This is a genomic window from Candidatus Berkelbacteria bacterium, from assembly GCA_016187225.1.
In the GTDB taxonomy this organism is placed as follows: Bacteria; Patescibacteriota; UBA1384; order JACPKC01; family JACPKC01; genus JACPKC01.
This window is the reverse complement of record JACPKC010000009.1, coordinates 1-22,105: the sequence shown is the minus strand read 5'-3', so window position 1 is coordinate 22,105 and position 22,105 is coordinate 1. Positions and strand designations below refer to the sequence as shown.

Below are 22,105 nucleotides of genomic sequence, written 5' to 3'. Positions count from 1 at the left end.
TGGTGTATATCGTGTCCTGCGGCGCGTTCCAGCTTGTCGGAACGAAAGACTGTGCAGCCAGATGAAATATCAAATCAGGCTCCGTGTCCTTTATGAGACCGACAACGCTGTGCGAATCCCTCATATCCGTTTCTATGAGCTTTATACGGTCTTTTATATGCACTATGTTGTCCAGCCTGCTCCTCCACCTTATGCTGCCGAATACTTCAACCCCGTTTTCTATTAGGTGCTCGGCCAGATGTGAGCCTACAAAGCCGCTGATGCCTGTTATTAAGGCGCGCATGTATTTCATATAAAGTCAAGATTTAAAAGGGAGGAGGATTCTTGGAGAAGAGCCGTATTTCCAGCACCCGTACAGAACGGAGGCTATTATTACAAAGGAACCTATGGACTGGAGAACGGCGAATTTAACGAAGTCCACAGGACCAGCGTGCCATCTCCTGTCAATGAGCTCAATCGCTGCCGCCAAAAAAAGCCCCGCGAGGAAAAGAGGATTTATGAGCGAGGCTGCGGCAAGGAATATGTAAAACGGCGTGAATTTCTCGAACGGAAATTTTATGTCTTTTTTGTACAGGGCAGGATGCTTCTTATAGAGCAGGGCGTCGTTCATGAAGAACTTCTTTCTGCGCAGCTTTGAGCGAAAGGAGCCGCGCGTTATTGAATGCTCCACGGAAGCTTCTCTGCTGAAAACGAGCTTCCCGCCACTTTCAATCACGGAAAATGCAAGGTCGCTGTCCACCCTGTTCGCATGCCGAAGGCGTCCGTCGCATCCTATTTTCTTTATGAGAGGCGCCCTGTACGACATGTTGCATGTCATGTATTTGCCGCCGTGAAGATTCTCGACGTAGTTGTCAAAAGGTCCTTTTCCCCCCTTCGTTACGGTAATTCCCTCGACGCCATCGACGCCATCGACGAACGCATGGTTTATGGAAGAAAGCCATCCCTTCCCTGCAATGCAGTCGTCATCAATAAACGCTATTATATTGCCCCGGGCGGCCTTTATTCCTGTATTGCGGGCGCCGGCCTCGCCCTTATTTTTGCTGTGCGACAATATGCGAATATTTTTATGGACCTTCGAAATACCACCCATCACGCTTTTCGTGCTGTCTGTAGAGCAGTCGTTCACGACTATTATTTCATACATGCTGCTGGGGTAATCCTGGCCGATGACCGAATCCACGCATTTGAGAAGCTGCGGCGCCCTGTTGTACGTTGTTATGACGACGCTGATTTTCTTCCTTTTCATCTGCAAAGAGTATGATACTACGGCTTTAAAGCCGCAATTCTTTCCAAGACTGTTCTACTAAATTTTGGTTTAAATGACTATGTTCAATAGTGTATAAAATGCAGGTCTGCTACGTTCTTGATTCCGACCCGGACAGGTACAATGGCGGCACGCCGAACGTCGTGAGAAACATAAGGAGATACGCCAGGGGACATACGGTTTCCGGCTCGAGGAACGCCGTGAAAAATATTATATTGATGCTGGCGGCACCGCTCAGGGTTGCAGCAAGCGGATGCGACGTCGTAAATATCCACGACACCCACGGATATTTCTGCACCTTCCGGCCTTTCATGAAAAAGACGGTGTATACATGCCACGGACTGTGGAAAAACTACTACAAGGTATCGCCCCCGCGCACAGCAACGGATAAAATAAAGTCCGGAATGGCAATGTTCTTCCAGGGAAGGATATTGAGGAAATCGGACTGCATAATAGCGGTTTCCAACAGCGTCAAAAGCCAGATAATCCAGGAATACGGGATAGAGCCGAAGAAGATAACAGTGGTGCATAACGGCGTTGACACCGGAGTTTTCAGTCCCGGAAAAAGAGGCAGGGGATTTATATGGGTCGGCGACAATCCGGCACTGAAAGGACTTGATGACGCAATAGAATACGCCAAGAGCCATAAAGGCGAGATAACAATAGTCGGCGTTGAAGGACAGGACTCTGCCGGAGTCCGATATCTCGGCATGGTTAGATATGAGGATATGCCCGATGTGTATAGGTCTGCCGGCACGCTGCTGTTTTTTTCGAAATTCGAGGGGCATCCGCTTGTGCCCATGGAAGCGGCTGCATGCGGCCTGAACATAATCGCCAGCAGGGAGTCCAACCTGGAGATATTCCCCGTCAGGAAAGGCGTGTATAACGTGAAAGGCGAAGATGCTGCCATGGTCGCGAAAAGACATGACTGGAAGAACCAGGCAAAGCTTTATTCCGATATTTTCCTCGAGGCGGCGATGAAATGAAAGTATCGATGTTCACCACAATGTTCAGCCTCGGCCACTCCAAATTCGGCATATCCAATGCCGCATATTTCCTGGCTAGAAACATGGCCGAAAAAGGCGACGAGATAGATGTCTGCTCCATAGTTTCCGGCCCCCAGAAAACTTCGGAGAAGACGGGCAACATAAGCGTGAAAAGATTTGAAGCCGGAATGAAAAGCTTTCTTTTCGCCAGAAAGATGCTGACGGAGCCCAAATCCAGGCCTGATATAATACATTCCTTTCATTACGGATACTTTCCGGCAACGGCCGGCTTCGTGTCATCTATAAGGATGAAGAGCCCGCATATTTTCACCCCGGCCTTCCATCCTCCTATTTACACCACAGGAAAGAGGATGCTTTCCTGGCAATACGGGATTTTTCAGGGATGGTCTCTACTGAAATTCTCAAAAAAGACGCTGGCCTTTAACGAAGACGAGAGGACAAGGCTTTCCAGGTATGTGAAAGGGAACTTCGATGTCGTGCCGCCGCCGGTCGACAGCAGAACATTCTATCCTGACAGGAAGGAAAGCGGAAAAATACGCATAGGTTTCATAGGTCCCATGCTTCCGTGGAAAGGGGCTTTGGTAGCGGCCGAGATTTTCGGCAAGATACAGAATGAGAGGAAAGATATTGAATTTGTTTTCATAGGGTTCGGCGAGCTAGAGAATGAGATAAGAAAGAGCGGCAGGTTCAAATTCCACAAAGAACTTTCTCCAAATAACATAGCTTCACACCTGAATTCCATGGACATACTGGTGTCGCCGACGAAATACGAGTCGTTCGGATATGTGCTCGCCGAGGCGGGAATGTGCGGCACGCCTGTAGTGTCGACAAGAGTGGGTGCCGTGCCGGAAACCGTGGGCGAAGGAGGCGTCCTTGTGGATTACGGCGACTGGGACGGGATGAAGAAGGAAATAGAGTTTCTGGTTGACGACGACAGGAAAAGGAAATCCGCCGGAAAAAATGCCGTAAAACATACAAGGCAGTTCAGGGACGATGTAGTTTCGAAGAAAATATACGAGATTTACAAATCTGTTGCATAGGACAAATGTCAAAGTTTTTCAGGTGTTTTATAAAGATTTTTTATTATTACAAGATATGAAATTTCAGGCTGTTTCTATTCCTCATCATCGCCTGAAAATAGCAAATTACATCACAGGCTTCGCCAAGCCGTACAGGGATGTATTCTGCCAGGCTGGCACCAACGGAAATGACCTGTGGACAGCCCACTCCTACAATGGTTTTGACAACCCGGTACAGAGGGCTGATGAGCAGCGGCATGCGGAAATGGGATATTGGTATGAAATATTGAGGGATATGGTGGTGGAGGGTGGCAGAGGAACCGACGGCAGCGGCAGGCTGCATCTTGCCTACATCCACAATGCAGAAACGGATTTTCAGGGCGAAGAAACGGTATTGGCGCCGCCAAACGGCTGGGCTGTCCCGAACGACGACTGCACGGTGCAGAATGGCGAATGGAATCCTTTCTATCCTAGAACTACAGTGCCATTTGAAACAGTTGGTAGCATGGAAGAGGCCATGAAAAGACTGGAGAAAAGGGGCCTCACAAGAGACTATTTGTTGCACTATTTTCGCCACGACAGGTACGAAGCGCATTACTATGCGGGGCGTAGTTTTCCTTCAAGCGGGCACGGCAGGTTCAATATCCATCTGGACTTCAGGCATGATTATGAACCCGGAATTGACCGGGTCGGCTCCAGACCAAGAATTACGAATCCCCATGAGTATGAAATACTAGAGGTATAATTATTCTGTCCGTTCTGCATGCCTATAAAAGGAATCCGAAAATAAATTGCCAGCATGGAACCGAAGCCCATCGCCACACCGAAACTTCATGAAAGGGTCATGAATATTTTCCTGAAAGACGGCATACCAAGAAAAGCAGCTATATTAGATGCAGGTTGCGGCGAGGGCGCGCTCCTCAATGAGCTGCGGAAGATGGGATACAAGAACCTTCACGGAACAGACATAGAGAAGGAAAAATTCTCTGCCGATGGCGTAGAATTCAAGAAAGCAAACCTAAACGAGAAAATACCTTTCAATGACAATTCATTCGACTTCGTATTTTCAATAGAGAACCTGGAGCACCTTGACAGCCCGTACACCGCTATAAAGGAGTTTCACAGGGTGCTCAGGAAAGGCGGGAAAGCCATAATTTCAACCCCGAACCCGAACAACTGGTACCAGAAGCTTTATTTTCTCGCGACAGGCGGCTTCCACGGCTTCTTTGCCGGCGAACCCGGAAAGAAAGTTCATGTCACGCCAATTTTCCTGTGGTATCTCAAGAAGCTCATTCACGGCATGTTTGAGATAGAAGAAGTGCATTACCACAGGCCCATGATTCCATTCTTTAGGTTCGAGATGCCATTCAAGAACAGTTTCTTCTGCGAAGGCTATATAGTGAAATGCAGAAAAATCTAGACTAAATCTCTTACAAGCCGCACCGAGTTGTCATCATGCTTGTGGCGAGTGCTTCTTGTCGCTTCTATTACAAGGCCTTTGTCTGTGTCTTGTTCGGCGCTTTTTATCACAAGAACTGAATCATGTTTAAGCGGCCTGAACTCAAATCTTACTGAAAACGGATACAAACTTTCTGCGGGTGGTCCGGTGACTTCTGGGAGACACGACTCCCTGCCGAATTGATAGACAGCGCCGCTTTCAGGAACCATCGCATCCATTTCGTTGTCCCCCTCAACAAGCACCCTTCTCCAGTATCTTCTTCCGCCGCGGGTTTCGTATTTCTCCGGGTCTTGGCCGCGAGGAACGCGAAGCCTTGTGGATAGCATGAGCCTTGCTTGTGGGCCGCTATTCCCGATACCGAAGACTTCTGAATACGGCATGTAAGAAAGAGGCGAACCATCTTCTCTCATCTGTCTTATTATCCGATATTCATGCCGCATACCCGAGGCTTCAAATCCTTCAGGAACTTGTGCCATTGCATATAGGAAATTGCCGCCTGTTACGACAAGCCCTGGCTTATAAGTGAAAAGTCTTCTTGTTTCCGTAATGACCCTGTCGGATACATCAAACATTTTCATAAGTAAATTGGCATATTATTTAAGCCTGATTTTATTATTTGAAAAATGTCCTATTCGCCTTCTTCCCACATGGGTATGAGCATGTTGTCCTTGAGCTCCTCGCGCTCCAGGAAGGGGAACATGTCTTCCAGAGGGCTCGAAACGAACTTGCCGCCTGACTTTCTTGACGTTATTTTCGGCAGGAACCTGCAGTTTGGGTCCATTATAACCTCACATATAATCGGGCCCCTGTGCTCCAGAACTTTCATTATTTTCCCTCCCATATCTTCATGGCTTTTTATCAATTCAGACGGTATGTTGTATGCAGATGCCACTTTTCTGATGTCAGGGAAGCCCACACCGGAGTCCTTGTCACATCCTATGTACCTCTTGTCAAAGAAATTCTCCTGCGTCTGCCTCATGGAAACGTATCCGTTGTTGTTGTAGACGAAAATCTTTACCGGCATCTTGTGGAACGAAATTGTCTGCAACTCCTGGATGTTCAGCTGTATGCTTCCATCGCCTGCAAGGCATACTATATCTTTTTCTTTTCCGCTCGCGACGCATGCGCCTATGGCGGCCGGCAGGTCGTATCCCATAGCCGAGCATCCGGTGTTCCATATGAACCTCTGATTTTTCTTCACTATCGCCGACTGATAGACAGCAAAGAATGACGTGCCGACGCCGGTCACTATTATATCGCCTTCTTTCAGGCATTCCGTAACCTTCTGGTTGAAATAATACGGGTTGACGAACTTCCCCGGCTTCTTGTATTCGGGAAGCACAACAGGGTAGCGCCTTTTCCTTTCGATGCACCACATAAGCCATCCGGAGAAAGAAGGCATTTTTTCCTTCTCCAGCTGAGATTTGAGCTCCAGAAGAAAATCTCTGGCGTCCGAATGTATTGCAATATCAGGGCTTATCGTAGGCTTCTCCAGCTCGGATTTGTCTATGTCAACAAAAACCTTTTTCGCGGCCCTTGCGAAGCATTTCCAGTTGTAGCTCACCTGCTTCACGTTGTTTCTGGAGCCTATTGATATCAATAAATCGGAATTCTGCAGTGCAAAGTTTCCCGGCCTGTCGCCGTATATACCTATCCTCCCTACCGACAGAGGATGCTCGGTATATATTATGTCGTAACCGTTATGCGTGGACAAGACCGGGATTCCAAGATTCTCTGCGATTTCCATGAAGATATCGTGCGAGCCTGAAATCCTTATCCCGCGGCCGGCTATGATTACCGGCCTTTTGGACGCCTTAATAAGCTCAACGACTTTCTTCACGCTTTCCTTAAGGATGCCTGCATCGAACTTCATCTCATCTTCCTTCTCGTCATACCCCACAAGCTTTGTTTCGTCTATCAGCGCGCCCTGCACATTTGTCGGTATGTCAAGCCATACGGGTCCGGGCCTGCCGTGCGTGCAGATGTATATCGCCTTCTCAAGGAGTTTCCTGACGTCCTTGGGGTCCTTCACGACGGCTGCAAATTTTGTTATAGGCTTCACTATGTTCACTATCCTTGCTTCCTGGTCGCCGAGCTGCCTCAGTCCTATATCCGGGCATGACTCGACAGAAGTCTCCAGCTTCACCTGGCCGGAGATATACAGCACAGGAACGGAGTCCGTCCACTGGCCCAAGACCCCGGTAATTGCATTGGTGCCTCCTGGGCCAGTCGTCACCTGGACGACTGCCATCTTTTCGCATGCCCGCGAGTAACCTTCTGCTGCCATAGCGCACGCCTGTTCGTGGTGGTTGCACACGTATTCTATTTCCTTGCATTTTTGCATGGCATCGTTAAGGTACATGGCGCCGCCGCCAGTTACAGTAAAAATATGCCTGACCCCGTACTCGACAAGCCTTTTCATAATGTAGTCGGATAATATCATCATATCTGTTCCCACCTGTTCTTTTCATCCATGAGCAGCAGGTCCCTGTCTATCCGGCCTATGTTTTCCTCATACCATTCAACAAGGTTCTTTATTGCATCGCCGATTTTTATGAATCCTATGCCGGTTTCTTTCACCAGGCGCGAATTGTTTCCGCTGTACTCAATTCCCATGCCTTCATACTTTATATTTATGCCTGCATCCCTTCCCGTTATATCGGATACCTTTTTCGCTATGGCCAAAAGCTCCATAGGGAGCCCGTCCGTGACATTGTATGAGCTGTATTCGCCGTCTTTTTTAATGAAATGTTCCATCACTTTCATCAGGTCGCTGATATAAACATAGCTGAAAACCCTGTTCTGCTTTATTGCTATCGGCAAGCCAAGAAGCGCCCTGCAAATTGCATTTGAAATAAACCTTATTTCATAGTCTTCATGCTTCCCGAAAACGCCGAAAATCCTGAGCTCCGTCACGTTTGGCAAGTGGTCGATGTGTTTTGATATTATATACTTGGAAAAGCCCAGGTCATCGGCCGGGACGCGTTCGCCGGCGAAATCCTCCGTCACTTTCAGTATCGGATATCTCATGTCATAAATGGCGCCTGAACTTGCGAATATCATCTTGCCGAACCTGTCGGAATTGCGCATTATGTTGAAGAACATCCTGACGTTGCTGTAAAACCGGTTGGAAGTCTCTTTTGTATTCCTGTTACCCGGCTTGATTGCCGTGTGGATTACGGCGTCTATTTCGTTCTGCCTGAAGAAATCCCTTACCTTGTTTTCCTCAAGAAGATCCAGCTCTTTGTGCGTGGGTGCCAGAACTTCGTGCTTTCTTCCGAAATGTTCCACCACATTTCTGCCTACGAATCCGCTTCCGCCAGTCACGAGTATACGCATATTTACACCGAAGTTTTTAGTAACATAACAGTGCTTAAATAAATTTATGAATGTATACAGGAGTTTCGAATAATGTCCTACTTGATTTTTCCAAGCCTGAGAATGATTCCGCTCATGCCTGCATAGGTCAGAAGATATATGGCGTAGACGGACAGCCTGAACAGGAAGCCGTCATGGATAGAAGAAGCTGCCAGGACGTATCTCCTCCCGTGGGATTTTCTCCCAGTCTTTATCAGGGAAAGTCCCCTTGATATCTGCTCCATTGCAAGATTCTTGTAGTACCTCCTACCGTTTTTCAGGATAGATTCGTCGCTTATCGCGGAGAGGGTCTTTGTCAGGCACCTGTACATCTGGAAGCCTGAAATATCTGAAGTTTCGTATCTGACGGTGCCGCCGCTCTGGCTGTATACCCTGTATGATGCGGAAACACTGCTGATGTACGCGACGTCATATTTCATGGATATCCTGAGCCACATGTCCCAGTCGTTGCAATAAGGGATTTCGCCGTCAAACAAACCGACCTTCCTGAGGCATTCGGCCCTTATCATGACAGAAGGGAACATTATATGGTTGCCGTTGAGGAGCTCGGCCAGTTTCTGCTTTCCAGGCACCACGAGGGCGGCGTCTCCGGCGGAGAAATTCCCGATGAAATCCCCATTTTCATCAATCAGCTTCACCGGGCTGTATACGAAGCCGGCTGTCGGCGCGCTTTCCATCGCTTCCACCTGCATTTTCACGGCATCCTTTTCCAGCAGGTCGTCGGAATGCAGAACCTTCACGTATTTTCCTTTCGCAAGCTCTATGCATGCGTTGAGGTTCCTGTCGTACCCCATGTTGGCCTTATGCCTGAATTTTTTTATCCTTCTGAAGGATTTTATTATATTCCACGAGCCGTCGGTGGAAGCATTGTCCACTACGATGATTTCCGTCCTGCGATATGTCTGCGCTAGGGCGCTCTCTATGGCATGCCTTATGTATTTTTCTCCATTGTAATTCGGTATGCATATGCTCACGAGAGGCTTCATCTTGCACCACCCATAAATTTCCTGAACGTCTCATATATATAGCTTATGTCATGTTCGGTAATACCGGGCCAGACGCCTATCCAGAATGTGTTCTTCATTGCGATGTCAGACTTTTCCAGGCTTCCGGAGATTCTGTAATCAATGTTTCCGCTGAATAAATATGGCTGTTTTGTCAGGTTTCCGGCGAATACGAGCCGCGTCACTATCCCGTTTTTTTCCAAGAAGCCTGTCAGCTGCTCCCTGCTGAAGCCGCAACCCTCTTTCAGCCTTATGATGAACCCGAACCATGACGGCTCCGCGCCAGGCTCGCTTTCAGCGAATGCAAGGCAGTCGAACTCGGAAAGCGCCGACCTGAGAGCGCCAGAATTCCTTTTCCTGGCCTCGATGAACGAAGGGAGCTTGCCTAGCTGGGCAAGGCCTATGGCAGCCTGCATATCAGTCGCCTTGAGGTTGTATCCGAGCCTGGAATACGTATATTTGTGGTCATATCCTTCTGGAAGCCCGCCGAGCTTCCAGGAGAAGCGCTTTCCGCACGTGTTGTCCACGCCAGGCATGCACCAGCAGTCCCTTCCCCAGTCCCTTATGGATTCGGCGCACTTCTCAAGGATGTCGGAGTTCATGACAACCGCCCCTCCCTCACCCATTGTTATATGATGGGCCGGATAAAAGCTGAAAGTCGCCAAGTCGCCGAACGTTGACACGTATTTACCCCTGTATTTTGAGCCCAGGGCATCGCAGCAGTCCTCTATAAGAAACAGGCCATGTTTTTTGCATATGGACATGATTTTATCCAGGTTGAAAGGATTTCCCAGGGTATGTGCCGTCATTATGGCTTTAGTTTTGTCGGTTATGGCATCTTCCACAAGACTTTCGTCTATGTTGTATGTATCTTCCTTTATGTCGACAAATACCGGAATGCCGCCATTTTGTATTACAGGATTTGCCGTCGTCGGGAAACCGGCCGCGGCCGTGATTATTTCATCCCCCTTCCTGATGCGGTTTTCCACCTCATGGGAGAACAGGACAGAGGCCGCGAGAAGATTGGCCGATGAGCCTGAATTTGTTATGACGCAGTGCTTTGCGCCAAGAAACGACGATATAGCCTTTTCAAATGCAACAGCAAACCTTCCGTGAGTCCACACGCCGTCCAGAACGGCGTCAACGGCATTCACCATTTCTTTCTCGTCAAAGACTTTTCCTGACGCAGGTATCTTGTGACTCTGTTTTTTCGTCAGGACTTCATTGTAGTATTCTGCAACCTTCTTCCTTATTTCCTCCCTGAGTTCTTTCTCCATGTTAACCACCCAGGAGTGCCTTGTACCATTCCACGGTTTCCGGCAAAGCGCCGGAAAATGAGAACGAAGGCGACCATCCTAGGATGTGCCTTGCCTTTTCAGTTGACAGGAACTGCGTCTGTATCTCGTTCCTTGCCGAGTTGAGTATTTTCGGCTGCCCCTTGTATCCCATGAAGTCCGAAATCCTTTTCACCACGTCAAGAACTGACATTTTTTCGCCGCTGCTGAAATTGAAGGCTTCGCCCAGTACATCTTTCCTGTGCATGTTCTCTGCAAGCGTCAGGTAAGCGGAGACGGCATCCTTCACAAAGAAATATTCCCTGACCAGCGAGCCGTCGCTTCTTATTTCCACGTCGCCGCCTTCGATTATAGACTTTATCGTTCCCGGCACGATGCGGCTGAAGTTGGTGTCGCCCGGGCCGAAAACGTTTCCCAGGCGGGAGATGCATATCGGCAGGGCGTAGTTTTTCCTGTATGACTGAGATATGAGGTCTGCGCACGCCTTCGACACGTCGTATGGGGACCCGCCCCCGAGAGGCATGTCCTCGGTGTAAGGCGGCGCCTGGCTGCCGTATGACTTGTCGCTTGATGCAACGACTATCCTCCGGAGCTTCCTGCTTTCGTACGAAACGAGGCGGCAGGCTTCCAGCACGTTCCATGTCCCTTCTATGTTTGATTCGAAGGTCTTCCTGGGCTCTATTTTGGATATTTCCACTATCGGCTGGGCGCCTATATGGAAGACAGTGTCTATCTCGTACTCGGCAAGGACGCGCATCACGGTATCCATGCTTTCAAGCTCGCCCCTCGCTATGTTGACGTGTTCCATGTTTCCCGACAGAGCGAGAAAAGAATTCTTTGTTCTATCCCTTTCCAGCACCGTGACATCAGCTGTTCTGCACAGAGCCGAAGCTATATGGGAGCCTATGAACCCGGTGGCTCCCGTTACAAGCACTTTTTTACCCTTCCAGAAATCTAGTCCTTCCATACCTTCCACGGCCTTTCGTTTTTCCACATCTCGTTCAGGTGCATGTAGTCCCCGTAGGTGTCCATACAACCCCAGAAATTTTGATGATGATAAAATCCTATCCTGCCTTCAGCCGCCAGCTTCGGCAGCAGCGATGTTTCAAGCATCACATCCGAGCCGTCCATATGGTCAAAGACGCCTTTTTCAAGGACCATGAATCCTATATTCACGAACTTGTCGGCATCTGGCTTTTCCCTGAATGCCGTGGCAAGGTCTTTTTCTATGTCGACCACGCCGAACTTCGACTTCGGGGTGTGGAGGGTTACCGTTCCCATGACACCGTAAGTTTTTTTCAGGTATTCATGCCTTCTGACCAAGTCTCCGATGTCTATGTCGGCGACACCATCCCCGTACGTTAGCATGAACCTGTCGGTTTTTATGTGCTCCTTCACCAGATGCAGTCTTTTCTGCGTCTTCGAGTCGACTCCGGTGTCGACAAGCGCCACAGACCAGTCTTCCCTTGGCTTCGGCACCGACACGGAATGCATATCAAGCTCGAAGTCTCCGCTTATCCACGGATATTCTACGAAGAACCTCTTTATCTCATGTCCCATATAACCCAGCGGGAGAACGAACCTCTTGTAGCCGTAGTGGGAATACATCTTCATTATATGCCACAATATTGGTCTGTCCCCTATCGGGACTAGCGGCTTCGGCATCACAGAAGTCTTTTCAGCAAGCCGTGTTCCGCGGCCTCCGCAGAGTATTACAACGTCCATTTTATCAGATACGTAAAAACCCTTTTAATATGCAAAAATTGGTTCAAAATATGTCCTAATGCAACGACGGCATTTTTTAAGCGTTGAAGTGAAGTTTCTAGAATGGACCTGAGGGGCAAGGAGATATGGATTGTCGTTGCTGCATACATCCTTGTAAACAGCTCGATATACCTGAATATAGGGTTTACCCCGGACGAAAGCAACTATATCTTCACTTCCGAAAAAATGCTCGAAGGCTATGCCCCTTACAAGGATTATTCAACTGACGTAAAACCTCCGCTCAACTACTATGTCTTTTCCGTTTTAGCCTATTCAGGCCAGATTCTGCAGCTCATAAGGCTGCTGGCAATCTCCATGAATGCGGCCGCCGCCTTGATGATATACATGACAGCTGCAAGGATGTACGGCAATAGAACGGCTCTGGCGGCGGCGTCAATATTCCTTTTCATATTCACGATGCCCTCGTTTTTCGGATATGCTGTCAACGGGGACAGGCTTATGATACTGTTTTCCGTCGCATCCCTGTTCTTTTTCACCGGAGAGAGGAAAGCAAAATACATAGCCGCATCCGGAATGCTTGCCGGCCTGGCCCTGCTTTCGAAACAGACGGCCGTGATGCTTGTTCTGTTCTATTTCATATGTTTTGCCATCGAGAGAAAAAACATAGCCGCCAGAATAAAGCCGGCAGCGCTCATGGCTGCCTCCTTGCTTATACCGCTCATCATTGTTGCAGCGCATTTCATTCTCATGGGGGCCTTCGCCGAGATGCTCAACTGGACCACCTCGGAGGCGCTTAACATAAGAAAGGATGATACGTGGCTGAGCGAGCCGTCCAAATTCATGTCGCTGGAAACCCTGTACAACTTCTCCGTCATGTCGCCGATCCTTTTCCTTGCCGCAGCATTTTTCATAGCTTTCCTTCTGGACAGGAAAAGGGACATGGGCAGCGACATGTTTTTCGTCATCATGCTCGCTGTAACGTCTTACCCGTTCGTTGCTGTTCTCAAGTACATGAGCCTTATGGCAATACCGCTTTCAGTCCTGTCTGCAAGGATGGTTCAGAGGGCAATGCAGGCTAAGATAGACGGATTATACACAAAAATACTCGTCATCTTCCCGATAGCTTTGATATTTGCATTTTCGCTGGGGCTCAATTCATACAGCGTCTACAGGCTGCATAGCGTGTCGTCGGATTACTACACGCATATGGAGGACGTGTCGTCTTACCTGAAGAATGCCATGGAAGAAGGGGAGATGCTCTATGTGTTCGGATACAACCCCACCATATATCACCTCTCTGACAGGGACCCCCCGCCCGGTATGTATTACCTTTATCCCTACAAGGAGCACGTGAACGACATGGAGCAGGCAAGGACCGTGGAGATATTGCGCTCAAGCAGCGTAAAGACAGCCGTGGTGGACAACACACAGCAGTCGAGATATTTCAATCCCATAACATACAAATATCTGGAGAGCGAATACCGGAAAAGGGTCTCGTTCGGGCCCTTTGACGTGCTCACGAAGGAATAGATTTCCTGTACCATTCTACGGTCTTTTTCAGCCCGTCTTCCATGCCGGTTACAGGTTTCCATCCCAGAATGCGCTCCGCCTTCGTGATGTTGGCCCTTATTTCCCATATCTCAGGCTTCCTGTACGGAACGGCCCCGAACAGCGGCTTCGCGGAACTCTTTGTAATGGAAAGTATCGACGCCACGACATCCATTATTCTCCGGCTCTCACCGGTTCCTACGTTTATCACCTCACCTATGGCACGCTTCTCTGACGAGGCCTTCATGAAAGATTCGACGGCGTCATCCACGTAGTTGAAATCCCTTTTCTGCTCTCCCTTCGTCAGCCTGATGTCGTCTCCGGACAATGCGGAGCTTATGACATAGGGTATCAGCATTCCAGTCTTCTGGCCAGGTCCGTAGCATGTGAACTGCCGCAGAGTAAGAATCGGCAGGCCGTTCGTCTCGTACAGCATCCTGCATATGGAAGTCACCGATGCATTGGCGGCCGAATAGTGGGATATCGGCCTTGGCGGCATGTCCTCCCTGAAGGGCGGTGGATTGGAGCCGTATTCCTCGCACGTTCCAGTGTTGATAAAGCAGTCGTAATCGGTGCCGTCAAGGGCATTCAGCAGGTTCAGCGTCCCGTTTATTTTCGTTTCCATCACGGGCTTCATGTCCTTCATTTCCCTGCTGACATTCACTATGGCCGCGAGATGGAAGATTTTTTCCGGCTCCGCCTCGTTTACGGCGTTTTTGACGACCTCGTAATCCCTGATGTCGGCTTTATGGAATATGACATTTTCCATACCCCTGATATTTTCATCGCTTCTGGAAAGAACATGAACAGCGGCGCCTTCGCCGGCAAGCCTTTTCACAAGATGCGAGCCTATGAAGCCGTTTCCGCCTGTTATGAGAACATTGGCGCCGCCGAGCGATGACATTCTTGACTAGTCTACAGAGTCTTTAAATTTCTTGAGCCCGCCGAACCTGAATCTTAGAATGTTCGAAAGGAATTCCAGCATGACGTAGAACTTTACTTTGGACTTTCCTTTGCTTCTCCTGTTGTAGGCAGCCTTTACTTCGCCAACCCTGCCGCCAAGGAGCTTCACCTTCACCATGAGCTCCGTGTCGATGAACCAATCATCCGACACAAGTTCCAGCCTTTCGTAGAGCGCCCTCTTCATTATCTTTGGGCTCCCGTTTATGTCGTTGCTTATCTTCCCGAAAAACAGCGCAAGGAATACCCTGTTGTATGCGGCGGATTCCAGCTTCCTGAAAAACCCGTAATCCCTTGCGGTGCGCCTTATCTTGCACAAATCCAGGCCCTCTTTGCTGAGCTTCCTGTAGATATCAGCAACGATGCCGGCGGAAATCTGGTTGTCCCCCCACATATACCCGAGATGGACGCCTTTCGCGGATTCCAGCCCCATCCTGATGCCATAGCCGAAGCCTATGTTTTTCTCCACTGTCACGATTCTTATCCTGCTGTTCTTCATCCCGCGGAGCACGGATGCCGTGTTGTCAGTGGAGCCGTTGTCGACGGCTATTACTTCGTAATCCACCCCTTTCAGGGCATTTTCGAGGCCGGTTAGAACTGTTTTCGCGTTGTCCTGCTCGTTGTAAAACGGAATGACAATGGAAAGCTCTGGGATGGACATAAAGACACTATCTTAACACGGTTCTTAAATCTGCAGTTAAAGCCCCGCCCTGAGCTTCAGTATGTATGCGGACATTCCGGCTATCGTCTTCGTTCTTGAGCGTATGCCAGTCGCCCAGCTGGACTTCCCGTGAAGCCTCCTCCTGAATTTCACCGGGAAGCTCCTGACGGCAAACCCGTTCCTGAGGGCGATGTACTGGACATAAAGGTCCAGCGAAAACCCGTTAGGCGGCTTCTTCATCATCCCGAGAAGGTCTTTATGAAAGAGCTTCGGCTGGCCGTTGACGTCGTCAAAATGCTTCATAAGGACGGCAGAGGATGCTGCATGGAAGCATGACGTGAAGAAGTTCGCCCTCCCCTCGCGGTTGCCCTTCACCAGCGTCCTTTCCGGCGAGCCGGATGACATTAGGATTCTCCACCCCTTCTCTATGTCCCGGGGGTCGCACTGCATGTCGGCATGGGAGAACGCCAGATATATGCTCCGGGCGGCTCTGAGGCCCGAAAGGACGCCGAAGCCGTACCCTATGTTCTTTTTCACCCTTACGGAGCGGGCGAACTTGTATTTCGGGAGCGCCTTCCCGAGCACATCTCTTGTATTGTCCGCAGAGCCGTTGTCAACCAGGACGAGCTCCATCGGCACACTCTTCGCAACCTTCGAATATCTCTCTAGAATGAGCGGTATGTTCTCCCCTTCGTTGTAGCACGGGAGTATGACGGAAAGCTTTGTCATTTAAGAAAATTATTGATGCTATGATTTTTAAACTCATGCTACATTCTGAAGACAACTTTGGAGAACTCGAACTTTTTGCTGTACATGTCCTCTATAACGGTCTTGGCATCGCTTATGCGGAAGTCGTGTGTTATGACGGGAGCCGCCTTTATCCCGCCCGTTTTCATGTGCTTCAGCGACTCGTCCCATTCCTTTGTCGAGATGAGGGAACTCCATGAGCCCATCACGCTGAGTTCCCGGCGAAGTATCATCGAATAGTATTCCTTGCTTACAATAAGGTCTTTCAGCGGATTTCCTAATATCACGACTTTTCCGTGCTTTGCCGCGGCAGCAATAGACTCCTTCTGCAGGTCCTCCGCCCCCGAGCATTCGAAGACGATATCCGCGCCCATGCCTCCCGTCAAATCCTTTACTGCCTGGGAAATACTGACTTCCTTTGAATTTATGAATTCGTCAATCCCGACCTTTTTGCCTATGTCAAACCTGTGCTTATTCCTGTCAACCGCTATCACTTTCTTGGCGCCGAATATCTTTGCCCACTGGGCCGTGAAAAAGCCTATAGGCCCCAGGCCCATGATTACAACATTTTCACCCTTGCCGGAAACCCTGTTTGCATGGAGGCCGACCGATGCAGGCTCCGTCATGGATGCCTCGTCGAAGCCGACGCCATCCGGTATTTTTATCAGATTCTCCGCAGGGCACTTTACATACTCCTCATGTCCCCCGTTGCACCGCGAGCCGAGAAAATCATATTTTTCGCAGAGATTGAAATCCCCCTTTGTACAGGACACGCATTTCTTGCATGGTATGAGGGGGTAGACAACGACACGCTCATCTATCACGGCATTTATGACGTTCTTCCCTTTCTGGACTACCACGCCGCAGAACTCGTGTCCGGGAACTATAGGATAATGGTAGAAGCCGGTCTTCATCGACCTCACGACATCCGTGCTGCAGATGCCTGACCTCTCGGTGCGTACAATAACGTCATTGTCGCCGCATTGAGGGAATGGTATTTTTTTGCATACGACATTTCCTATATCCTCAACGACAACTGCATCCATCAATTCCATATCATCACTTTTAGTTAATTTCAACAGAGGGCCTTAATTCCGGTTTTGGTACAATTTTTTATATGGGTGGCCCGGATTGCTTGCGAAGTAATTCTCCCAGAACTGGAATACGAGCAGGTCGTGCGGCGTGCCCCAGCATATGTATTTTTCCAGCTCGAACGGCATGACCTTCATCCCTTTCTCTATGAGCTGGTTTATGGCGGTTCCGACGTAGAATTCGCCATTGACTGTTATGTTCTTTTCTATCATCTCGTTTATGCAATCCAGCAGGAGTTTGGCGGACCTGAAATAGAAAACACCCTGGACTATCGGATCCTTGTGCGGCTCTTTGCTTATAGGAACCTTTTCCGATATCCTCCTGACGCGGCCGTTCTCCACAATCATGTAGGCGTACGATGCCGGGGCTATCCTGGCGTCCGGATACCCCCTGAACGTCCATACCAGGGCGTCCGGGTTCTCTTTTTCAATCAGGTTCTTCAGCTTCTCGTCGTCATATACGAAGCTGTAGTCGCAGGAGGAAACGAACACCGGCTTGTTCCCGTCCAGAAGGTCCTTGGCCATCAGGCACGAGCGGGCCATGCCATCCGTGTAGTCACCGACCGGCACGATATCGCAGTCCGGAAAGCTCTCCTCAAGGATTTTGCCGAGCCCGAACTTTTCTACATGCTCCCCGAGGCACACAAAGATGTATTTTGTAGTTTTTGGCAGGGATTTGCCGCATTTGACTATCATATGCTCTCCGAGAACCTCTATCAATGGTTTGGGAATCTTGTAGCCTGCGTCTGAAAACCTCTTCCCCCTACCGGCGGAAGGTATCAGGTTCACGACATCATGCAGGTGCCTTTTTTTCTCGGGCTGCATCAGGGACGCGAAGTACTCCGACCAGAAAATATATTCCTTCAGGTTTTGCGGCTCTCCCCAATATATCAAGTTTCTGACTTCGAACGGTATTACCCTGAGCCCGTCATTTATCATCTCATTGTATACAAGGCTTATGTAGAATACCGTGTTCTCGTTGTCTTCCAGCATCTTTTTTGCATATTTCTTGAACAAACCCCATCCGGAGAAGTAATAAGAGCCCGCAGAAGTATAATTTTCTATATAGCTCTTGGTAATGAGCTCCTTCTCCTTTATGCCCGTGACATACCCGTTGTCGTCTATGGATATGGAGGCGTAGCGCACGCCATTCAGGTGTGTCGGATGAAATCCTATAAAAGTGGAAAGGGCGCCGTGTGCTTTTCTGTTCCGTATTTCCTTCATAAACATTTCGAAGTCCCAGTCTTCGAATGCATCCGAATGGACTATTATTACTTCATCATCATCTTTCACATGAGCATCGGCGAGCAGCACGGTTTCCACCGGGCCACGCGTGTATTTCTCCACGGATATAGTGACATGATTTTTTGCTATTTTTTTAAGATGGTCTTCCATGCCGGAATTCTCGAGATACTCTTTCCTGCACAAAAATATAAAATCGCTATCCGGCGGAAACATGCTGCATATGTGCTCTATCATGCTCTTTCCGTCTATGTCTATCAGATGCTTTACTTCTTCCATCCCTTCCAGCTTAAATTCCGTGTTTTTTCTGGCCATCGGAATTATTATCTTCATATAACAAGCACTATTACCTAGTAAAACGAAAATGCTTTTAAAACGATTTCAATAGGACAATTATGAAAGCATCATAATTACATTTAATACGTTTTTATGATAGATAACAAAATGAAAGCCGCCATTCTTGAGAGCCCTAAAAATATGAGAGTCGGCGTTGTCGAAACACCTTCCCCGAAAGAAGGTGAGATACTCCTTAAAGTTGGCGCTTGCGGAGTGTGTGGTTCTGACCTTAGGTTTTTCGAACACGGCGACAGGATAAAGAAATTTCCTTTCGTGATGGGGCATGAAATCGCCGGCACTGTTGTTGAGACGGGAAAGAACGTGGAAAATTTCAGAGTCGGCGACAGGCTGGCCATGGGAAACGAGATACCTTGCAGGAACTGCGATGAATGTAGAAAAGGTTTGGATATGCTTTGCCAGAACGTTATCTCCATAGGCTCGACCGTTCCCGGAGGCTTCGCTGAATACCTGCTTTTACAGAAGGAAGCGGTGGAACGCGGGCCGATTAATTTCATGCCAAAAAACCTTGATTTTGTAGAGGCGTCATTCGCAGAGCCGCTTGCATGCGTATATAACGGCATGGAATTTGCCGGCATGAGAGAAGGGAAAAGCGTTCTTGTGATAGGAGCAGGTCCTATAGGAAATCTTATGGTCAATCTGGCGCAGGTAATGGGCGCCTCAAATACAGTCATAGTTGACAAGAACGAGAAGAGGCTTGGTATGTCAAGGCCGACAGGCGCCGACAATTACATATATGATGAAAACAACGACTTTGTTGAAGAGGCTGTAAAGCTGACAGGCGGAAGGGGCTATGATATAGTTGTGTCCGCATGCAGCGACATTGAAGCGCACCGCGCCTGCACACAGGCCGTGGCGAAAGGCGGCTTCGTGAACCTTTTCGGCGGCGTGCCCAAAGGCACTGATGACGTCGTTTCATTCTCGAACAACTACATGCACTACAGGCAGTTCGCAATAGGCGGCTCGTTCTCGTCAACGAAGGAGCATCACGCGAAGGCTTTGGAAATTCTTGCCAGAGGCAAAATAAAAACCAAGAGCATCATAACCCACAGGATGCCGCTCGACGACATCCTGAAGGCGTTTGATGTGGTAAAAAACCGAGAAGGGCTGAAGGTTGTAGTGGAGCCATGATTGATATGGAGCATGAATATCACAGTTTTACTGTTTCAGTATTGGATGAAATATACCAGGTCACTAAAACAGTTGACACAGCTGAGGTTGACAATTTTGTCGAGGAGATACTGCGGGCTGAGAAAGTGTTCTTCATAGCAGTCGGCCGCGTATTTCTCTCATTGCAGTGCATGGCCAAGCGCCTCAGCCATTTAGGTATAGATTGCCATGTCGTCGGCTCGATAACCGAGAAGGCAATAACCAGCAAAGACCTTCTTGTGGTGGCGAGCGGCTCCGGCGAGAGCAAAGTGCCTGTCATAATATCACAAATCGCAAAGAAGCACAACGCCAAGGTAGGGCTCATTACATCCGCCGAGCAGTCGACAATAAAATCCATGGCCGACCTGTGCGTGCACCTGAAATGCCCGACAAAGACCAACATGCAGGAAGGAGTGAAGTCGATACAGCCCATGAGCACGCTGTTTGACCAATCACTTCACGTATTCGGCGACATCCTGTCGCTCATCATACAAAACAGAAAAAGCGTTCACGGCCACGAATTGTGGAAATACCACGCGAACCTGGAATGATTTGGTTATTCGTCAGCATAGGGCTTCCAGAAGTCGACCGACTGCTTCAGGTCGCGGATGACGTTGCTATCCTGCGGCAGGCGCTCGCGGAATGAAAGCTCCAGGTAAAGGTTGATTTCTCTGGCGCCCGATTCTTCCAGCGCTTCCACGACTTTCTCGGGTATTATCATACCGTCCCTGTTGTTCTCCGGTGTGAAAGGCTTGCCCGACGAGGCATTTCCCCTGATTCTCTGCTTCAGGTGCAATATAGGGCATTCCTTGCCGAATTCCCTGAGCCATTCGTAGGGGTCGCCATCCTTTGGATTGCCGGACATGGTATTTCCCTGGTCAGTGTCAAGGCATGGCAGGATGGGAATTTCAGAGCCCCTCGTCATTTCCATCAGGCGCCTCGTGCCTTCTATCGTGTCCGCAATCTCCCTAGGGATTGAGAGATTCTCGAATGTTATGCAATCCAGACCTTCATTCTTGGAATGTGCGGCCCAGAGCTTCCAGAATTTCACCATTTCTGCAAGAATGAAGTCCCTTCTTCCGGAAAAATCCTTGACGCTGTATATGCCGAAGCGGCTGCCCGCGCTCCGCGCGCCGACTTTTGCCGCTATGCCTGAATACCTTTTCAGCCACCAATGCCAGTACTGCCTTATCTTCCCGTCGGGATGGCCGCAGTACGCCCATCGCTGGCTGGTGAACGCATGCTCCAGGCGGATGTCATATTCTTTGCATGCCTCCCTCACTCCGGATGCCTGCTCTTCTATTATTTCATCGGAAAAATGCGGCTGGATGAGGTCGGAGCGGAACTGCGCATGCCTGACTCCGAGCTCCTCCGACAGTATGCGGGCCCATTCCTCCGGCTCCGGCCAGCGGTTGGTCGCGAAATCAAGGTCTGTGCCGAATTTTATTTTTGTCATAATTATCACTCCCTGATGAAGCTCCTGCAGTTTTCCACACAGGCTTTTACGCCGTCGATGTCGGCATTCGGCATGTCAATCAATACCAAGTTTTCCTTTGAGCCGCCTGTCCTCAGGCTGTCGATGGCCTTTCCCAGCATGGGAAGGCTATCCTCCATCCTTATGACTATCATCGCATTCTTCCCTACAGCAATGCATCTTTCAATGACGTCCGGTGATTCAAGGCTTAATGCGAGCTTCACGGGCACGGCCGATGAATTGTTGATTTCGGCTAGCGTGCGCCTGCAGTCTTCTATGCCGATGCCTGAAGGCTCCCATATAAGATACTTGAGTCCTGCTTTCTTGGCTCCGTCTGAAACGGTTCCGATAATGCCTGTGTCAGGCGATGCTACGCAAAGCGCCTGCGCTCCGACTGCCGCTGCCAGCTCCGCGCAGTTGCCCGAGCCGTCGGTGTGCACAGCCTCGATTGTGATATTGGCCTTTCTGGCATATTCCATGTAGGCACCGGCGTTGTCAGCATTAAGGAGAGATGAAGTGATGCTAGCATTCTTGACCCCCATCCTGCCAATCGTTTCCATAAATTCAGGGCCCGAGGATACGGTTATGCCGAGCCTCAGCTTCGGGAGCAGTATCATATTCCAAAGATACGCAAAAAATTTACTTAAGCTTATCCACAGCCTGCAGGATTTCCACGAGCCTGCCGGACGCAAAGATGGAAGGGTCGGCTTTTTCCGCGCGGATGCCGG

The 22,105-nt window shown here is 49.3% G+C and carries 23 protein-coding genes; 7 read left to right on the top strand and 16 right to left on the bottom strand.

The genetic code is table 11. The annotated features are described in order from the left end of the window. Window positions 1–283, bottom strand: a 283-nt coding sequence (locus tag HYW32_02715) for a GDP-mannose 4,6-dehydratase (protein MBI2589907.1), incomplete at its 3' end; no start/stop codon positions are given. A 15-nt stretch (window positions 284–298) separates the two neighbouring features. Next, entirely contained in the window at window positions 299–1,246 is a 948-nt protein-coding gene (locus tag HYW32_02710) for a glycosyltransferase family 2 protein (protein ID MBI2589906.1), read from the bottom strand. A gap of 98 nt (window positions 1,247–1,344) precedes the next feature. Here HYW32_02710 and HYW32_02705 point away from each other — a divergent pair, with 98 nt between their 5' ends. Genes HYW32_02705 through HYW32_02690 form a run of 4 tightly spaced genes read left to right on the top strand, consistent with a single transcriptional unit; the run spans window position 1,345 to window position 4,710 of the window. Next, window positions 1,345–2,250 carry a glycosyltransferase family 4 protein gene (locus HYW32_02705; protein ID MBI2589905.1) on the top strand — a complete coding sequence of 302 codons (906 nt, stop codon included), beginning with the start codon at window positions 1,345–1,347 and terminating at the stop codon, window positions 2,248–2,250. Further along, window positions 2,247–3,311, top strand: a complete 1,065-nt coding sequence (locus tag HYW32_02700) for a glycosyltransferase family 4 protein (GenBank protein ID MBI2589904.1) — start codon at window positions 2,247–2,249, stop codon at window positions 3,309–3,311. The genes HYW32_02705 and HYW32_02700 overlap by 4 nt, the downstream gene beginning before the upstream one ends. Window positions 3,312–3,333: 22 nt before the next feature. Further along, a complete protein-coding gene (locus HYW32_02695) occupies window positions 3,334–4,035 on the top strand; it encodes a hypothetical protein (GenBank protein MBI2589903.1) in 702 nt (233 codons plus the stop codon). A 54-nt stretch (window positions 4,036–4,089) separates the two neighbouring features. Further along, window positions 4,090–4,710, top strand: a complete 621-nt coding sequence (locus tag HYW32_02690) for a class I SAM-dependent methyltransferase (protein ID MBI2589902.1) — start codon at window positions 4,090–4,092, stop codon at window positions 4,708–4,710. Here the strand turns inward: HYW32_02690 and HYW32_02685 are convergent. From HYW32_02685 to HYW32_02655, 7 genes are all read right to left on the bottom strand, one after another. Then, window positions 4,707–5,327, bottom strand: coding sequence for a hypothetical protein (locus tag HYW32_02685; protein MBI2589901.1), 621 nt, complete (start codon window positions 5,325–5,327; stop codon window positions 4,707–4,709). The two genes, HYW32_02690 and HYW32_02685, sit on opposite strands and share 4 nt — an antisense overlap. A 50-nt stretch (window positions 5,328–5,377) precedes the next feature. Continuing rightward, complete coding sequence (locus HYW32_02680; protein ID MBI2589900.1) at window positions 5,378–7,192, bottom strand: thiamine pyrophosphate-binding protein; 1,815 nt, start codon at window positions 7,190–7,192, stop codon at window positions 5,378–5,380. Next, entirely contained in the window at window positions 7,192–8,088 is an 897-nt protein-coding gene (locus tag HYW32_02675) for an NAD(P)-dependent oxidoreductase (protein MBI2589899.1), read from the bottom strand. Before HYW32_02675 ends, HYW32_02680 begins: the two co-directional genes overlap by 1 nt. Before the next feature lie 77 nt (window positions 8,089–8,165). Continuing rightward, the gene (locus HYW32_02670) at window positions 8,166–9,113 is read right to left on the bottom strand and encodes a glycosyltransferase (GenBank protein MBI2589898.1); all 948 of its coding nucleotides are present in this window, start codon (window positions 9,111–9,113) and stop codon (window positions 8,166–8,168) included. Continuing rightward, window positions 9,110–10,408, bottom strand: a complete 1,299-nt coding sequence (gene rfbH / locus HYW32_02665; GenBank protein ID MBI2589897.1) for a lipopolysaccharide biosynthesis protein RfbH — start codon at window positions 10,406–10,408, stop codon at window positions 9,110–9,112. The genes HYW32_02670 and rfbH overlap by 4 nt, the downstream gene beginning before the upstream one ends. Before the next feature lies 1 nt (window position 10,409). Next, the gene (locus HYW32_02660; protein ID MBI2589896.1) at window positions 10,410–11,393 is read right to left on the bottom strand and encodes an NAD-dependent epimerase/dehydratase family protein; all 984 of its coding nucleotides are present in this window, start codon (window positions 11,391–11,393) and stop codon (window positions 10,410–10,412) included. Further along, entirely contained in the window at window positions 11,381–12,151 is a 771-nt protein-coding gene (locus tag HYW32_02655) for an NTP transferase domain-containing protein (protein ID MBI2589895.1), read from the bottom strand. Before HYW32_02655 ends, HYW32_02660 begins: the two co-directional genes overlap by 13 nt. A gap of 102 nt (window positions 12,152–12,253) precedes the next feature. On the opposite strand from HYW32_02655, the gene HYW32_02650 reads away from it, so the two are divergent. Then, a complete protein-coding gene (locus HYW32_02650) occupies window positions 12,254–13,681 on the top strand; it encodes a glycosyltransferase family 39 protein (protein ID MBI2589894.1) in 1,428 nt (475 codons plus the stop codon). Here HYW32_02650 and HYW32_02645 read toward each other — a convergent pair. The 5 genes from HYW32_02645 to HYW32_02625 are packed head-to-tail and all read right to left on the bottom strand — an operon-like array spanning window position 13,668 to window position 18,733. Continuing rightward, complete coding sequence (locus HYW32_02645) at window positions 13,668–14,603, bottom strand: SDR family NAD(P)-dependent oxidoreductase (GenBank protein ID MBI2589893.1); 936 nt, start codon at window positions 14,601–14,603, stop codon at window positions 13,668–13,670. The two genes, HYW32_02650 and HYW32_02645, sit on opposite strands and share 14 nt — an antisense overlap. 6 nt (window positions 14,604–14,609) lie before the next feature. Beyond that, the gene (locus HYW32_02640; protein MBI2589892.1) at window positions 14,610–15,320 is read right to left on the bottom strand and encodes a glycosyltransferase family 2 protein; all 711 of its coding nucleotides are present in this window, start codon (window positions 15,318–15,320) and stop codon (window positions 14,610–14,612) included. Window positions 15,321–15,356: 36 nt separating this feature from the next. Beyond that, on the bottom strand, window positions 15,357–16,049 hold the full coding sequence (locus tag HYW32_02635) for a glycosyltransferase family 2 protein (protein ID MBI2589891.1): 693 nt from the start codon (window positions 16,047–16,049) through the stop codon (window positions 15,357–15,359). 38 nt (window positions 16,050–16,087) lie between these two features. After that, the gene (locus HYW32_02630; GenBank protein ID MBI2589890.1) at window positions 16,088–17,122 is read right to left on the bottom strand and encodes a galactitol-1-phosphate 5-dehydrogenase; all 1,035 of its coding nucleotides are present in this window, start codon (window positions 17,120–17,122) and stop codon (window positions 16,088–16,090) included. A gap of 33 nt (window positions 17,123–17,155) precedes the next feature. Then, on the bottom strand, window positions 17,156–18,733 hold the full coding sequence (locus HYW32_02625; protein MBI2589889.1) for a hypothetical protein: 1,578 nt from the start codon (window positions 18,731–18,733) through the stop codon (window positions 17,156–17,158). A gap of 96 nt (window positions 18,734–18,829) precedes the next feature. Here HYW32_02625 and HYW32_02620 point away from each other — a divergent pair, with 96 nt between their 5' ends. After that, window positions 18,830–19,885 (top strand): alcohol dehydrogenase catalytic domain-containing protein, encoded by a 1,056-nt coding sequence (locus tag HYW32_02620; protein MBI2589888.1) that lies wholly within the window; start codon window positions 18,830–18,832, stop codon window positions 19,883–19,885. Continuing rightward, complete coding sequence (locus tag HYW32_02615; protein ID MBI2589887.1) at window positions 19,882–20,454, top strand: SIS domain-containing protein; 573 nt, start codon at window positions 19,882–19,884, stop codon at window positions 20,452–20,454. The genes HYW32_02620 and HYW32_02615 overlap by 4 nt, the downstream gene beginning before the upstream one ends. A gap of 5 nt (window positions 20,455–20,459) precedes the next feature. On the opposite strand, the gene HYW32_02610 is transcribed toward HYW32_02615, so the two are convergent. After that, complete coding sequence (locus tag HYW32_02610) at window positions 20,460–21,359, bottom strand: hypothetical protein (GenBank protein ID MBI2589886.1); 900 nt, start codon at window positions 21,357–21,359, stop codon at window positions 20,460–20,462. Window positions 21,360–21,364: 5 nt separating this feature from the next. Next, a complete protein-coding gene (locus tag HYW32_02605; GenBank protein ID MBI2589885.1) occupies window positions 21,365–21,994 on the bottom strand; it encodes a hypothetical protein in 630 nt (209 codons plus the stop codon). Between the last annotated feature and the right edge of the window lie 111 nt (window positions 21,995–22,105).

Coding starts and splice junctions, on each gene's coding strand:
- HYW32_02645 (MBI2589893.1), bottom strand. CDS start 14,603: ATGTCATCGCTCGGCGGCGCCAATGTTCTCATAACAGGCGGAAACGGC.
- HYW32_02635 (MBI2589891.1), bottom strand. CDS start 16,049: ATGACAAAGCTTTCCGTCATACTCCCGTGCTACAACGAAGGGGAGAAC.
- HYW32_02675 (MBI2589899.1), bottom strand. CDS start 8,088: ATGCGTATACTCGTGACTGGCGGAAGCGGATTCGTAGGCAGAAATGTG.
- HYW32_02615 (MBI2589887.1), top strand. CDS start 19,882: ATGATTGATATGGAGCATGAATATCACAGTTTTACTGTTTCAGTATTG.
- HYW32_02630 (MBI2589890.1), bottom strand. CDS start 17,122: ATGGAATTGATGGATGCAGTTGTCGTTGAGGATATAGGAAATGTCGTA.
- HYW32_02700 (MBI2589904.1), top strand. CDS start 2,247: ATGAAAGTATCGATGTTCACCACAATGTTCAGCCTCGGCCACTCCAAA.
- HYW32_02640 (MBI2589892.1), bottom strand. CDS start 15,320: ATGTCCATCCCAGAGCTTTCCATTGTCATTCCGTTTTACAACGAGCAG.
- HYW32_02650 (MBI2589894.1), top strand. CDS start 12,254: ATGGACCTGAGGGGCAAGGAGATATGGATTGTCGTTGCTGCATACATC.
- HYW32_02610 (MBI2589886.1), bottom strand. CDS start 21,359: ATGACAAAAATAAAATTCGGCACAGACCTTGATTTCGCGACCAACCGC.
- HYW32_02685 (MBI2589901.1), bottom strand. CDS start 5,327: ATGAAAATGTTTGATGTATCCGACAGGGTCATTACGGAAACAAGAAGA.
- HYW32_02625 (MBI2589889.1), bottom strand. CDS start 18,733: ATGAAGATAATAATTCCGATGGCCAGAAAAAACACGGAATTTAAGCTG.
- HYW32_02660 (MBI2589896.1), bottom strand. CDS start 11,393: ATGGAAGGACTAGATTTCTGGAAGGGTAAAAAAGTGCTTGTAACGGGA.
- rfbH (MBI2589897.1), bottom strand. CDS start 10,408: ATGGAGAAAGAACTCAGGGAGGAAATAAGGAAGAAGGTTGCAGAATAC.
- HYW32_02605 (MBI2589885.1), bottom strand. CDS start 21,994: ATGATACTGCTCCCGAAGCTGAGGCTCGGCATAACCGTATCCTCGGGC.
- HYW32_02705 (MBI2589905.1), top strand. CDS start 1,345: ATGCAGGTCTGCTACGTTCTTGATTCCGACCCGGACAGGTACAATGGC.
- HYW32_02690 (MBI2589902.1), top strand. CDS start 4,090: ATGGAACCGAAGCCCATCGCCACACCGAAACTTCATGAAAGGGTCATG.
- HYW32_02620 (MBI2589888.1), top strand. CDS start 18,830: ATGATAGATAACAAAATGAAAGCCGCCATTCTTGAGAGCCCTAAAAAT.
- HYW32_02680 (MBI2589900.1), bottom strand. CDS start 7,192: ATGATATTATCCGACTACATTATGAAAAGGCTTGTCGAGTACGGGGTC.
- HYW32_02710 (MBI2589906.1), bottom strand. CDS start 1,246: ATGAAAAGGAAGAAAATCAGCGTCGTCATAACAACGTACAACAGGGCG.
- HYW32_02670 (MBI2589898.1), bottom strand. CDS start 9,113: ATGAAGCCTCTCGTGAGCATATGCATACCGAATTACAATGGAGAAAAA.
- HYW32_02655 (MBI2589895.1), bottom strand. CDS start 12,151: ATGGACGTTGTAATACTCTGCGGAGGCCGCGGAACACGGCTTGCTGAA.